This window comes from Saccharopolyspora antibiotica (genome assembly GCF_047200635.1).
Classification (GTDB): Bacteria; Actinomycetota; Actinomycetes; order Mycobacteriales; family Pseudonocardiaceae; genus Saccharopolyspora_C.
This window is the reverse complement of record NZ_JBJZOI010000010.1, coordinates 182648-195544: the sequence shown is the minus strand read 5'-3', so window position 1 is coordinate 195544 and position 12897 is coordinate 182648. Positions and strand designations below refer to the sequence as shown.

The following is a 12897-nucleotide window of genomic DNA, read 5'->3' as shown; positions in this document are numbered from 1 at the left end:
GGGGTAGCTTTCTTCCAGTTTCCTACCCCCCGCACCAGGACTAGACGAAGGGGCACGCCGTGGTTCAGGCATACATCCTCATCCAGACCGAAGTCGGCAAGGCCGCCGCCGTCGCCGCCGAGATCTCCGGCGCTCCGGGCGTGCTCACGTCCGAGGACGTGACCGGACCGTACGACGTGATCGTGCGCGCCGAGGCCGAGAATGTCGACAAGCTGGGCAAGATGGTCGTCGCAGGCATCCAGAACGTGGAGGGGATCACCCGGACGCTGACGTGTCCCGTCGTACACCTGTGAGCGCCCGGCTCCGGCCGAACCGGGCGGCCGTGCTGTAGTGGACCGCGTGTCCGACGAACAACCCCGGTTCCCCCGCCCGGTGCTGATCACGGCGTTCGTGCTCAGCGGTCTGCTGCTGGCGGGTGTGCTCGCGCTCGGGCTGGTCTCCCGCTTCACCGAGCACCAGGAGCGGGAGCGGGTGGCGGCGGCGCAGCAGGCGCGGCGCACCGGGCCGCTGGCGCTGCCGCCGATCCCGGCCCCGGACGCCGCCGCACCCGCGTGCGCGGCCGTGCTCGCGGGGCTGCCCGCCGAGCTGGAGGTCGACGGGGAGCGGGTGCCGCGGCGCGAGCTGGCTGAGCCGGTTCCGCCCGGCGCGGTCGCCTGGGGCGACTCCGGGCACGATCCGATCACCGTGCGGTGCGGGCTGACCGACCCCGCCGAGCTGACCCCGACCTCGCCGCTGGTGGACATCTCGGGGGTGAGCTGGCTGCGGATCACCGAAGGCGGCGCGACGTCCTGGCTGGCGGTGGACCGCCCGGTGCGGGTGGCCCTGACGGCTCCCGAGAACTCCGGCAGCGGCCCGGTGCAGGACCTCTCCCGGCAGTTGCGCACCCTGCCGAAGCAGCCGGTCTTCCCCTGACCCCGCCGAGGTGAACGGCCCCGTCGCCGCATCGCGCGGGCCGTCGCGCCGAGCTCAGCGCAGCCCGGTGCCCCGGGCCCGGGCCGTGTCGATGAGGGTGGTCAGGAGGGTCGGGTAGTCGACGCCGGTCTGGGCCCACATCCGCGGGTACAGCGAGATCGAGGTGAACCCGGGCATGGTGTTGACCTCGTTGACGATGAGCTGGTCGTCCTCGGTGACGAAGAAGTCGACCCGGGCGAGGCCCTGGCACTCCAGCGCGCGGAACGCGGTGATCGCGGTGGTGCGCAGCCGCTCGACGGTGTCGTCGCCGACCTTGGCGGGGATGTCGAACTCGGTGACGTCGTCGAGGTACTTGGACTCGTAGTCGTACCACTCGGCCGTTCCGGTGACGCGCAGCTCGGCGGGCAGCGAGGCCTCCACGCGCCCGTCGGGGAACTCCAGGACGCCGCATTCGATCTCGCGCCCGACGACGGCGGATTCGATGATCACCTTCGGGTCGGTTCGGCGCGCCTCCGCCACGGCCTCGTCCAACTGCGCCCAGTCGGTGATCTTCGTGATGCCGAGCGAGGAGCCCGCGCGGGCCGGCTTGACGAAGGCGGGCAGGCCGATCCGCTCCCGGCGCGATTCGTCCAAAGTGGATTCATCACGGCGCAGCACCTCGAAGGTGCCGACCTCGATCCCCTCGGCCGCCAGCAGCTTCTTGGTGTACTCCTTGTCCATCGACACCGCGCTGGAGAGCACACCCGGCCCCGCGTAAGGGACGTCGGCCATCTCCAGCAGGCCCTGGATGGTGCCGTCCTCCCCGAAAGCACCGTGCAGCACCGGGAACACGACGTCGACCCCGGACAGGACCTCGCCGCCGCGGCCGGGCTCGACCAGGATCAGGTCGCGCCGGGTCGGGTCGCCGGGCAGCGCCACCGCCGTGCCCTGCGCGACCTCGGGGACCTGCCGATCGCGGAGGGCCAGCTCGGCGGGGTCGGAGGTGCCCAGCACCCAGGCCCCCTCGCGCGTGATGCCGACGGGGACCACCTCGAAGCGCTCCGGATCCAGGTGGCCGAGGACACTGCCGGCGGACAGGCAGGAGACGCCGTGCTCGGTGCTCCGTCCGCCGAAGACGACGGCCACCCGGATCTTGCGCTCAGTCATGGGCCGGACCCTACCTGGAGGCGGGCCCGCCGCCGGAGACCTCCTCACCGCACCACCGGGCGACGAGAGCGGTCGAACGCTCCAGGTCACCGCGTGAGCACGAGGCGTAACCGAGCGCGATCCCGGTCCAGCGATGGGGCCCGTGATGATGCCTGCGGAGCCCGTCGAGCACGATGCCGTGCGCCGCGGCCCGCGCCACGACGCGCTGCTCCGCGGCCGCCGAGGGCAGCGGCAGCACCACGTGCGCCCCGGCCTCGTCGCCGAACACCTCGACCCCGGACTCCGCGAGCCGGGAGACCACGAGCCCGCGGCGCTGCGAGAGCTCGCGGCGCAACCGGCGCAGGTGCCGACCGAGGTCGCCGTTGCGCGCGTACTCCACCAGCACCCGCTGCCCCGCCGGAGCCGGCCCGGTGCTGGTCCGCTCGCGGTGCTCCAGCACCCGCGAGACCACCCGCTCCGGCCCGAGCAGCCAGCCGACGCCGAGCGTCGGGGTGAGGATCTTGCTGGTGGTTCCCAGGTGCACCACCACGTCCGGGGCCATCGAGGCGAGGACGGGCAGCGGAGCCACGTCGTAGCGCAGCTCGCCGTCGTAGTCGTCCTCCACGATCAGCCAGCCCTCGGCGCGGGCGCGCTCCACCAGCGCCACCCGGCGCTCGGCGGGCAGCCTCCCGCCGAGCGGGTACTGGTGCGCCGGGGAGCAGTACACGGCCCGCACCCCGGCGGGCACGTCCCGCACCACGATCCCGGCGTGGTCCACCGGCGCGGGCACCACGGTCACCCCCGCCGCGAGCAGGGTCTGCACCGCCCGCTGGTAGCCCGGTTCCTCCACCGCGACGGTGGCGCCGGGGCCGAGGGCGCTCGCGGCGAGCTCGGCGAGGGCGGCCGTGGTGCCGCCGGTCGCGAGGACGGTGCCCGGGTGCGGGCCGCCCGCGGCCATCCCCCGGTGTCGCAGCAGGTGCTCGACGACGGCCTCGCGGTACTGCTCCACTCCCGCTGGGCTGCGGAACTCGTCGGGATCCCGGTCGGCGGCGGCCCGCCAGGCGCGGCGCCAGGCGGCGCGGTCGATGCCGCTCACCCACGGGCTCCCCGGGACCAGCCGGATCGTCCCGGCGGGCGCGCCGCCCCCTCCGCCCGGCGCCGATTCCGGCTGCGCGGCGGGAGCGCCGGGCGGGGTGGTGGTGACGTAGGTGCCGGAGCCGTGCCTGCCGACGATCCAGCCCTCGGCGTGCAGCTGCTCGTAGGCGGCGGCGGTCACGGTCCGGCTGACGGCGAGGTGCCGGGCCAGCGCCCGGGTCGAGGGCAGCCGGTCGCCACCGCGGAGCTGGCCGAGCGCGGCCGCGCGCCGCAGCGCGTCGGCGAGCTGCACGGCGAGCGGCCGTCCCTCGTCGCGACGCAGCTCGATCGCCGGTTCCAGCAGCGGTGCGCTCGCGGCGGGCACCGGATGTGGCATCTCAGGAATCCCCCCGTCAGGACTTCCGATGATGCCACCCCGAGCGGAGTCGCCGACCTCGGAGCCCGGGTCGCGCCACCTCCGGAGCCGCCGCGCGGGAGCGGCACCGGAGGCCGGGCCCGCGACGCGGACCGCGGACGAGCGGTCAGGCCCTGGTCAGGCCGTCGACGGGGTGCAGCGAGTAGCGGGTCATCCGGGCGCGCGCCGGACGGTAGACGTGCAGCGTGACCGCCGGGTCCGGTCCGTCGTTGCTGACCTGGTGGACGTGGTCCGGACCGAAGACGCGGGACTGCCCGGCCTCCAGCGGGTGCCACTCCTCGACCGGGCCGGTCGGGGTCGCGCGCACGACGCGCTCGGTGACGGCGCCGGAGACGAGGGTGAACGCTCCGGCGGCCCCGCCGTGGTCGTGCAGCTCGGTGCGCTGGCCGGGCAGCCAGCTCAGCAGCCACGCCTCGTGGGTGTCGGTGCGCTCGATCAGCCCCGCCCAGCGCTGCAGGGGGTCGTAGCGCAGCAGGCTCGCCCAGGAGGCCCGGTCGGCGGCGAGCTCGCGGGCGATCCGCACCGGGTGCGAGAGCGAGCGGTCGGGTGCGGCGGCGATGGTGTTGGGGGGTACGGCGAACACGGGAGCTTCCTCTGCTGTCGTGGTGTGCGGGAGCGCGGACCGCGGTGAGGAACCCGCCGACACCGCCCGGGCGGCGCGCAGCGCGGCCGGGCAGCAGGATCAGGAGTGCCGGGGACGGGGCGCTCGGGCGCGTCCGGTTCCCGTCGGATCGTCAGCGGGTTCGGTCACCGCTGGAGACAAAGAGCGCTCGCCACCCGGCGCAGGTCGATGTGACCTCGTCCATCGGTCATGGCTCGCAACACGCCGAGTAGTGAACCAGCGCCCGGGGCGACCAGTCAAGCCGCGTACCACCTCGCCACCCGGTCGTGCGGCTGATCACGGCGCGTGCCCGCGGTGCGCGCACCACCTGCCGGGGACCGGGGCGCGGAGTCGGGTCCGCGCCCGCTCGCCCGGCGGGGTGCGGCCACCGGCACCCCGCGCCCGGCCCGGGCCGCCCTCAGCCCAGGGCGGCGAGGACGTCGGAGACCAGGTCGGCCCGGTCCTCGCAGCCGGCGGAGAAGCGCACGAACCCCGGCGGGACCGGGTCGCCCCACTGCGCCCGCCGGTCGACCGTGCTGTGCAGCCCGCCGAAGCTGGTCGCCGCCACCACCAGCGAGCTGCGCCGCACGAACTCCTCGACGGCCGCCGCGTCGGCCAGCTCGAACCGGAACACCCCGCCCCACCGCCGCATCTGCGCGCGGGCCGCCTCGTGCGCCGGGTCCTGCGGCGAGCCGGGCCAGCGGAGCCCGCGCACCGCCGGGTGCCCGCGCAGCGCCTCGACCAGCGCGGCCGCGTTCTCGGCCTGCCGCGCCAGGCGCAGGTCGAGGGTGCCGAGGCTGCGGTGCGCCAGCCAGGTCTCGAACGGTCCCGGGATGCTCCCGGACAGGGTCCGGGCCCGGCGCAGCCGCGCCGCGAGCTCGGCGTCCGCGGTGGAGACGTGCCCGAGCAGCACGTCGCTGTGGCCGGTGAGTGCCTTGGTGTCGCTGGCCAGCGACAGGTCGGCGCCGAGCTCCAGCGGCCGTTGCCCGAGCGGGGTGGCCGTGGTGTTGTCCACCGCCAGCAGGGCGCCCGCGCGGTGCGCCCGGGTGGCGAGCTCGGCGATGTCGCACACGTCGAGGCCCGGGTTGGACGGCGTCTCCAGCAGCACCAGCCGGACCCCGTCGAAGAGCTCGTCGGTCCAGGGCCCGGGGGTCGGGACCTCCCGCACCCGCAGGTCGAGCCCGGCCAGCTCCTCGTGCACGAACTGCCGGGTCGCGTAGTAGCCGTCGCTGGGCACCAGCAACCCGTCGCCCGGGCGCAGCAGGGCGCGCAGCACGGTGCTGATCGCCGCCATCCCGGACGGCAGCAGCACGCACTCCCCGCCGTCCAGCTCACCGATCGCGGTCTCCAGCGCCCGCCAGGACGGATTGCCCGCGCGGCCGTAGAAGTCCGCCCCCGGATCACCGAGGTGGTAGGGCGCGGCGAACACGGGCCCAGGCGCCAGCGGGGCGCCGGGGCGCGAGTCGCCGTGGCCGCCGTGCACGCACCTCGTGCCGTCGCCGAATCCGCTCGCGCTCTCCGCCACCTGCGCCTCCTCGTTCCACCGGACGTCCGCCGGGGAATCTAGGCGCCGCGGCGGGGAGGGGGCCACGTGGCCGCGGTCACCGCGCGGCGCGTCCGCCGGTCACTCCGGCTTGCGCTCCCGCCCCAGCAGCAGCGCCGCACCCGGTTCGGGTCCGAGCCCTTCGTGGCAGACGCGGTGCACCACCTCGGTGATGGGCATCTCCACGCCGTGTCGCGCGGCGAGCTCGCGGATCGACGAGCAGGACTTCACGCCCTCGGCGACTTGGCCGTTGGTGGCCCGCTGCGCCTGCTCCAGGCTCTCCCCGAGCCCCAGCCGCTCGCCGAAGGTGCGGTTGCGCGACAGCGGTGAGGTGCAGGTGGCGACGAGGTCGCCGAGCCCGGCCAGGCCGGCGAAGGTCATCGGCTCGGCCCCGAGCGCCGCGCCCAGCCGCGTCGTCTCCGCCAGGCCGCGGGTGATCAGCGAGGACATCGTGTTCTGCCCGAAGCCGAGCCCCGCGGCCATGCCGCAGGCCAGCGCCATCACGTTCTTGCACGCCCCGGCCAGTTCGATGCCCACCAGGTCGGTGTTGGTGTAGGGGCGGAAGTAACCGGTGGAGCAGGCGGCCTGCAGGGCGACGGCGCGCTCGTGGTCGGTGCAGGCGACCACGGTCGCGGTGGGCTGCTCGGTGGCGATCTCCATCGCCAGGTTCGGCCCGGAGACGACGGCGACCTGGTCCATCGGCACGTCCGCGACCTCGGCGACGACCTCGCTCATCCGCTTGAGGGTGCTGAGCTCGACGCCCTTGGCGAGGCTGACCAGCGTGGCGTCCGGCGGCAGCAGCGGCTGCCAGCCCGCCAGGTTCTCCCGCAGCGTCTGGCTGGGCACGGCCAGCACCACCGCGCCCGCGCCGTGCAGCGCCTCGGCCGCGTCGTCGGTGGCGCGCAGCGACTCCGGCAGCAGCACGCCCGGCACGTAGCCGGGGTTGCGGTGCTCGGTGTTGATCCGCTCGGCGACCTCCGCGCGGCGAGCCCACAGCGCCACCTCGCTGCCCGCGTCGGCGAGCACCTTCGCGAAGGTGGTGCCCCAGGAACCGGCGCCGAGGACGGTGACCTTGCGCGGCCTGGGCTCAGGCCCGGCCATCGTCGCCCCGGGACCGGTCCTCGCGGCGGCGCGGGGAGTAGAACCCGGCGGGCGGCTGCTGCTCGCGGATCTCCCCGAGCAGGTCCCGCACCCGTCCCATCGCCAGCTCGCTGATCTCGCGCAGCACCTGCGGATCGGCCTCGCGGCCCCGGTACGCCGACATGTCCAGCGGCTCGCCGATCCGCACGTGGACGGTCTTGCGGGGCAACGGCCGGAACTTCTTCGTGTAGTGGTCGTAGACGTCGCGGGTGCCCCAGCGGGCGATCGGCACGATCGGCACGTCGTGCTCCAGCGCGAGCCGGGCGACGCCGGGCTTCGGCGACATCGGCCAGCCCTCCGGGTCCTTGGTGACCGTCCCGTCCGGGTAGATGATCACCGTCTTGCCGGACTCCAGCGCGTCGTGCGCGGCCTCCAGGCTCTTGCGGGCGTCGGCGGTCTGCCGGAAGACCGGGATCTGGTCCACGCCGTTGAGCACGTTGCGCAGCACCGGCACGTTCCACAGCGTGTTCTTGGCCATGAACCGGGGGACCCGGGTCGCGCGGTGCACGGTGACCCCGTCGTAGAGCGGGTCGAGGTGCGAGACGTGGTTGAGCACGAGCAGCGCGGGCCCGGTCGCCGGGATGTGCGCCAGACCGCGCACCTCGACCCGGGCCAGCATCGCGGTCACCGGGTAGAACACGAGCTCGGCCAGCCACAGCCAGAACCGTCCCGCCGCGGTCGGGGGCCGCTCCTTGGTCCCCTTGCGCGATCGCTTGAGGTTCGCCGGTTCCGACACGCCTGTCTCCTCTCGCCCGGAAGCGACCGCCAAGTTACCCGGCCCGCACCGCCGGGCGGCGGGCGGTGGGCCGCTGCCGGTGGAGGATGGCGGCATGAGCCCCGACGTCTCCTTGCTGGTGCCGATCAAACCGCTGCACCGGGCGAAGTCCCGGCTGCGCGACGACCGGCCCGCCGCCGAGCACGCCGATCTGGTGGCCGCCGTCGCGCACGACGCGGTGGACGCGGCGCGGAACGCGCCCGGGGTGCGGGAGGTCGTGGTCGTGACCTCCGATCCGCGGCTGGCCGGCTCCTTCGCCGCCGAGGGCGTCGCGGTGGTGCCGGACGGCCCGGCCGCCGGGCTCAATCCCGCGCTGGAGCACGGGGAACGGGTGCTGCGCGGCCGCGGCGCGGGGCGGGTCGGCGCGCTGCAGGCGGACCTCCCGGCGCTGCGCCCGGCGGAGCTCGGCGCGGCCCTGGCGCGCGCGGGCGAGCAGCGCGCGTTCGTCCCGGACCACCTCGGAACCGGGACGACGCTGCTGCTGGCCGCTCCCGGCGGCGCGCTGGATCCCCGGTTCGGTCCGGGTTCGGCCGCCGCGCACGCCGCCTCCGGGGCGCGGGAGCTGGCGGGCGCGGGCGAATCGCTGCGCCGCGACGTGGACACCGCCGAGGACCTGCGCCGGGCCGCCGCGCTCGGGCTCGGTGCCCGCACCGCGGCCTGGCTCGCGGCGGAACACCCGCGCTGACCTGTGCGGTGTTCCCGATGACAGAGGTCGAGGTTCGGCGGCCGGATGGGTGAGAATGGTCCTGTGAGTACCGACAGCAGCGATCACGAGCCCCCCTCCCCCTCGCCACGCCGGACCTCGTCGACCGCCAGGTCCGCCGGTGCTCGTCAGACCTCGTCGAAGTCCGCTCGCGGGAGCCGGGCGACGGCGGCCGGATCCGGGTCCGCCGCGGCGACCGGGAAGGCCACCGGGACGAGATCCAGCGGCGCGGCGAAAAACGGCACCGCCGAGCCCGCCCCCCGGCGCACCTCCGCCCAGCGCACCGGGGCACCGGGCACGTCCCCGCGCCCCACGGCCCGCCCGGGGCTCCCGAACGGCGACGGCGCCCGGGTGCCCGCCGCTCCCCCGGCCGTGACCCGCGCGGCCGCCAGCACCGACCTGCCGGACAACCGCTACCTGAACCGCGAGCTGTCCTGGCTGGACTTCAACGCCAGGGTGCTGGCCGTCGCCGAAGATCCCTCGCAGCCGGCGCTGGAGCGCGCCAGGTTCCTGGCGATCTTCGCCTCCAACCTGGACGAGTTCTACATGGTCCGCGTCGCGGGCCTGAAGCGGCGCGAGGAGACCGGTCTCTCGGTCCGCAGCGCCGACGGGCTCACCCCGCACGAGCAGCTGACCAGGATCGCCACGCGGAACCAGGAGCTCACCAAGAAGCTGGGCCGGACCTTCCTCGACGAGCTGGTACCGGAACTGGAGGCCAACGGGATCCGGATCCTGCGCTGGGAGCAGCTCGACGCGCCCGAGCGGCACGTGCTGGGCCGCTACTTCGCGGACCACATCTTCCCGGTGCTCACCCCGCTGGCGGTGGACCCGGCGCACCCCTTCCCCTACATCTCGGGCCTCTCGCTCAACCTGGCGGTGACCGTGAGCGATCCGGAGGAGGGCCTGCGCCGCTTCGCCAGGGTGAAGGTGCCGGACAACGTTCCCCGGCTGATCCGGGTGGAGGCGGACCGGGAGAACGAGCGGGCGACCTTCCTGCCGCTGGAGGAGCTCATCGCCGCGCACCTGAGCAACCTCTTCCCCGGCATGGACATCAGCGACCACCACATCTTCCGGGTGACGCGGAACGCGGACCTGGAGGTCGAGGAGGACCGCGACGAGGACCTGCTGCAGGCGATGGAGCGGGAGCTGGCGCGCCGCCGGTTCGGCCCGCCGGTTCGCCTGGAGGTCACCGACACGATGAGCGAGACGATGCTGGAGCTCCTGCTGCGGGAGCTGGAGGTCGACGCGCACGACGTGGTCGAGGTTCCCGGGCTGCTCGACCTCTCCTGCCTGTTCCAGCTGGAGAAGCTGCACCGCCCGGAGCTGAAGAACCCGCCCTTCGTCCCGGCCACCCACCCCGTCTTCGCGGAGGGCCAGACGCCGAAGAGCATCTTCGCGACGCTTCGCGAGGGCGACGTGCTGGTGCACCACCCCTACGACGCCTTCTCGACCTCGGTGCAGCGGTTCATCGAGCAGGCGGCGGCCGACCCGCACGTGCTCGCGATCAAGCAGACGCTCTACCGCACCTCGGGTGATTCCCCGATCGTCAACGCGCTCATCGACGCGGCGGAGGCGGGCAAGCAGGTCGTGGCGCTGGTCGAGCTGAAGGCGCGCTTCGACGAGCAGGCGAACATCCAGTGGGCGCGGACGCTGGAGCGCGCGGGCGTGCACGTGGTCTACGGCCTGGTGGGGCTGAAGACGCACTGCAAGACGGCGCTGGTGGTCCGCCAGGAGGGCTCCGCGATCCGCCGCTACTGCCACCTGGGCACCGGCAACTACAACCCGAAGACGGCCCGGGCCTACGAGGACCTGGGGCTGCTCACGGCGGCGCCCGAGGTGGGCGCGGACCTCACCGACCTGTTCAACGTGCTCACCGGCTACGCCCGGCACGGCACCTACCGGCGGATCCTGGTGTCCCCGCACGGGATCCGGCTCGGCATCGTGGAGCGCGTCGAGGCGGAGGCGGCCCGCGCCCGCGCCGGGGAGCCGTGCGGGATCCGGATGAAGGTGAACTCGCTCGTCGACGAGCAGATCATCGACGCGCTCTACCGGGCCTCGCTGGCGGGCGTGCCGATCCGGATCGTGGTGCGCGGGATCTGCTCGCTGCGGGCCGGGGTTCCGGGCCTCAGCGAGAACATCGAGGTCCGCTCGATCCTGGGGCGGTTCCTGGAGCACTCCCGGGTGTTCCACTTCGTCGGCATCGACGAGCGCTGGATCGGCAGCGCGGACATGATGCACCGCAACCTGGACCGCCGGATCGAGGCGCAGGTTCGGGTGGTGGACCCGAAGCTGACCGAGCAGCTCGACGGGATGTTCTCCTCGGCGCTGCACCCGTCGACCCGGTGCTGGGTGCTCAACGCCGACGGCGACTGGGAGGCCTCCCCCCGCAGCGGGGAGCAGGTGCGCGATCACCAGGCGGAGATGTTGCGCCTGCACGGGGCGAAGGTGTCATGACTGCTCAGCACGAACCCGAACGACTGCCGCCGGGCCGGGAGATCACGATCCGCGCCGCGGGCGCGGTGCTGTGGCGCCCGGGCCCGGGCGGGACGCCCGAGGTGGCCGTGGTCCACCGGCCGCGCTACGACGACTGGTCGCTGCCCAAGGGGAAGCTGGACCCGGGCGAGACCTCCGCGCACGCCGCGGTGCGGGAGGTCCGGGAGGAGACCGGTTTCGGCTGCGTGCTCTCCGGTTTCCTGCGCCGGGTGCGCTACGAGGTCCCGAAGGGGGCCGGACGGACCGGGAAGCGGGTCGACTACTTCAGCGCCCGCGTCGCCGACGGCGCCTTCGCGCCGAACGACGAGGTGGACGAGCTCGTGTGGACGGGCCTGGCGAAGGCCCGGGAGCTGCTGAGCTACTGGCAGGACGCGCGGGTGCTCGACGAGTTCGCCGCGCTGCCCGCGGATCCGGTGACCTTGCTGCTGGTGCGGCACGCGAAGGCGGGGCGGCGCGCGGAGTTCGACGGCGACGACGACACCCGGCGCCCGCTGTCGGGCACCGGCCGCAGGCAGCGGGACGCGCTGAGCTCCTGGCTGCCGCTGTTCGGCCCGGAGCGGGTCTACGCGGCACCGCGGCTGCGCTGCGAGGAGACGGTGCGGCCGCTGGCGGAGGATCTGGGCATCGAGGTGGCCGCCGAGCCGCTGCTGTCCGAGGAGGGCTACCGGGCCGATCCCGCCTCGGGCGTGGACAGGCTGCTGCGCATCGCGGCTGGGAAGGGCACGGCGGTGGTGTGCAGCCAGGGCGGGGTGATCCCGGATCTGGTGACGCGGCTGGCGGAAGCGGCGGCCGCGCACCCGGACGGGCTGGCGGCCGCGCGGCAGCTGGTGGGCCGCGAGGTCTCCAGCGCCAAGGGCAGCGTGTGGGCGCTGCGGTTCGACCGGGGCGGCGACACCGGCAACGGCTCCGGTCCCCGGCTGCGCCTGATCTCGGCGGCCTACCTGGCGGATCCCTCGGGGAAGTGAGACCGCCCGGGGCCGGAACGGCGATGATCCCGGCCCGATCGCCATCGCGATCGCGCCGGGATCATCGCTGAGAGCAGGCCGGGCGCCGCGGGCCCGCGGTCCCCGCCGGGGAACCGGGGGCGCACGCCGCCCTGCCACCGCGCGGGGCGCGGGTGAGGCTGCGCGGTGAGCGGTGCCGCCACCCGCGCGCGCCGGTGAAGTTCGGCTCGCTCAGGCGGCGAACGCTCACTTCTTGGCGGTCTTGCGCGTGGTTCCGCCGGTGGAGGCCTTGGCGGTCGAGGTCGAGCCGGTGGTCTTGGCCGCGGAGGTCTTCGCGGTCGAGGACTTGGCGGTGGACTTCGAGGCGCTCGCCTTCGGCGCGGCCTTGGTGGTGGCGGCCTTCTTCGGCGCCGCCTTGGTCGCCGCCGGCTTGCTCGCGGCGGTCTTGGTGGCGGTCGCCTTGGCGGCGGGCGCCTTGGTGGCGGTGCTCTTGGCCGCCGTCGCCTTCGGGGCCGCCTTGGCAGCGGTCGACTTGGCGGCGGGCGCCTTGGCTGCGGTCGACTTCGCCGCGGTGGCGGCCTTGGTGCCCGCGGCGGCCTTCGGCGCGGCCTTGGTGGCGGCCGGCTTCGCGCTGGACCGCGTGGCGGCGGCCTTCTTCGGCGCGGTCTTCGCCGCGGCGGCGGTCTTCGCCGTGCTGCGGGTGCCCGCGGACTTGGTGGCCGGAGCCTTGGCGGTCGCGGTGGACTTGGCCGCGGTGCGGCCGGTGCCCGCCGTCTTGGTGGCGGTCGCGCGGGTGCCCGCGGACTTGGTGCCCGCCGACTTCGCGGCCGTCGCGCGGGGCAGTTTCCGGCTGCCGCCCACGACTTCCTTGAACTGGGTTCCGGCGCGGAAGGCCGGGACGTTGGTCTTCTTCACCTTGACGGCCTCGCCGGTGCGCGGGTTGCGCGCGGTGCGGGCGGCACGAGCGCGCTTCTCGAAGACACCGAAGCCGGTGATGTTGACCTTTTCGCCCTTGTTGACGTTGCGGACGATGAGGTCCACGACGCCTTCCACCGCCTGACTGGCGGTCTTCTTGTCGCCGAGGCGTTCCGCGAGTGCCTCGATGAGTTGGGCCTTGTTCACTTCAGTCCCTCCCAGGACAACAACGGCCC

13 protein-coding genes are annotated in these 12897 nt (G+C 74.5%); 5 read left to right on the top strand and 8 right to left on the bottom strand.

Translation table 11 applies throughout. From position 1 onward, the window contains the following. Positions 1-59 precede the first annotated feature (59 nt). Positions 60-293 carry an Lrp/AsnC ligand binding domain-containing protein gene (locus ACL03H_RS10865; RefSeq protein WP_412811027.1) on the top strand — a complete coding sequence of 78 codons (234 nt, stop codon included), beginning with the start codon at positions 60-62 and terminating at the stop codon, positions 291-293. 46 nt (positions 294-339) lie between these two features. Further along, positions 340-912, top strand: a complete 573-nt coding sequence (locus ACL03H_RS10860; protein ID WP_412811026.1) for a DUF3515 domain-containing protein — start codon at positions 340-342, stop codon at positions 910-912. A 54-nt stretch (positions 913-966) separates the two neighbouring features. Here the strand turns inward: ACL03H_RS10860 and ACL03H_RS10855 are convergent, their stop codons facing one another. The 6 genes from ACL03H_RS10855 to ACL03H_RS10830 form a co-directional block, all read right to left on the bottom strand. Beyond that, positions 967-2058: a D-alanine--D-alanine ligase family protein gene (locus tag ACL03H_RS10855; protein WP_412811025.1), complete on the bottom strand. Its 1092-nt coding sequence runs from the start codon at positions 2056-2058 to the stop codon at positions 967-969. A 10-nt stretch (positions 2059-2068) separates the two neighbouring features. Beyond that, on the bottom strand, positions 2069-3508 hold the full coding sequence (pdxR, locus tag ACL03H_RS10850) for a MocR-like pyridoxine biosynthesis transcription factor PdxR (protein WP_412811024.1): 1440 nt from the start codon (positions 3506-3508) through the stop codon (positions 2069-2071). Positions 3509-3653: 145 nt separating this feature from the next. After that, complete coding sequence (locus tag ACL03H_RS10845) at positions 3654-4130, bottom strand: cysteine dioxygenase (protein ID WP_412811023.1); 477 nt, start codon at positions 4128-4130, stop codon at positions 3654-3656. Positions 4131-4566: 436 nt separating this feature from the next. Next, positions 4567-5673: a cystathionine gamma-lyase gene (locus tag ACL03H_RS10840; RefSeq protein ID WP_412811022.1), complete on the bottom strand. Its 1107-nt coding sequence runs from the start codon at positions 5671-5673 to the stop codon at positions 4567-4569. Between the two features lie 99 nt (positions 5674-5772). Further along, positions 5773-6792 (bottom strand): NAD(P)H-dependent glycerol-3-phosphate dehydrogenase, encoded by a 1020-nt coding sequence (locus ACL03H_RS10835; protein ID WP_412811021.1) that lies wholly within the window; start codon positions 6790-6792, stop codon positions 5773-5775. Then, positions 6779-7567 (bottom strand): lysophospholipid acyltransferase family protein, encoded by a 789-nt coding sequence (locus ACL03H_RS10830; protein WP_412811020.1) that lies wholly within the window; start codon positions 7565-7567, stop codon positions 6779-6781. Before ACL03H_RS10830 ends, ACL03H_RS10835 begins: the two co-directional genes overlap by 14 nt. 94 nt (positions 7568-7661) lie before the next feature. Here ACL03H_RS10830 and cofC point away from each other — a divergent pair, with 94 nt between their 5' ends. After that, the gene (gene cofC, locus ACL03H_RS10825; protein WP_412811019.1) at positions 7662-8291 is read left to right on the top strand and encodes a 2-phospho-L-lactate guanylyltransferase; all 630 of its coding nucleotides are present in this window, start codon (positions 7662-7664) and stop codon (positions 8289-8291) included. A 146-nt stretch (positions 8292-8437) separates the two neighbouring features. On the opposite strand, the gene ACL03H_RS10820 is transcribed toward cofC, so the two are convergent. Further along, entirely contained in the window at positions 8438-8623 is a 186-nt protein-coding gene (locus ACL03H_RS10820) for a hypothetical protein (protein ID WP_412811018.1), read from the bottom strand. Positions 8624-8660: 37 nt separating this feature from the next. Here ACL03H_RS10820 and ACL03H_RS10815 point away from each other — a divergent pair, with 37 nt between their 5' ends. Continuing rightward, positions 8661-10763: an RNA degradosome polyphosphate kinase gene (locus ACL03H_RS10815; protein ID WP_412811017.1), complete on the top strand. Its 2103-nt coding sequence runs from the start codon at positions 8661-8663 to the stop codon at positions 10761-10763. After that, positions 10760-11767: an NUDIX hydrolase gene (locus ACL03H_RS10810; RefSeq protein WP_412811016.1), complete on the top strand. Its 1008-nt coding sequence runs from the start codon at positions 10760-10762 to the stop codon at positions 11765-11767. Before ACL03H_RS10815 ends, ACL03H_RS10810 begins: the two co-directional genes overlap by 4 nt. Positions 11768-11992: 225 nt before the next feature. Here ACL03H_RS10810 and ACL03H_RS10805 read toward each other — a convergent pair whose 3' ends face one another. Beyond that, positions 11993-12868 carry an HU family DNA-binding protein gene (locus ACL03H_RS10805; RefSeq protein ID WP_412811015.1) on the bottom strand — a complete coding sequence of 292 codons (876 nt, stop codon included), beginning with the start codon at positions 12866-12868 and terminating at the stop codon, positions 11993-11995. Positions 12869-12897 lie beyond the last annotated feature (29 nt).

What these genes read in the sequence shown, in the direction of transcription:
- ACL03H_RS10835 (WP_412811021.1), bottom strand. Translation starts at nt 6,792, where the DNA reads ATGGCCGGGCCTGAGCCCAGGCCGCGCAAGGTCACCGTCCTCGGCGCC.
- cofC (WP_412811019.1), top strand. Translation starts at nt 7,662, where the DNA reads ATGAGCCCCGACGTCTCCTTGCTGGTGCCGATCAAACCGCTGCACCGG.
- pdxR (WP_412811024.1), bottom strand. Translation starts at nt 3,508, where the DNA reads ATGCCACATCCGGTGCCCGCCGCGAGCGCACCGCTGCTGGAACCGGCG.
- ACL03H_RS10810 (WP_412811016.1), top strand. Translation starts at nt 10,760, where the DNA reads ATGACTGCTCAGCACGAACCCGAACGACTGCCGCCGGGCCGGGAGATC.
- ACL03H_RS10855 (WP_412811025.1), bottom strand. Translation starts at nt 2,058, where the DNA reads ATGACTGAGCGCAAGATCCGGGTGGCCGTCGTCTTCGGCGGACGGAGC.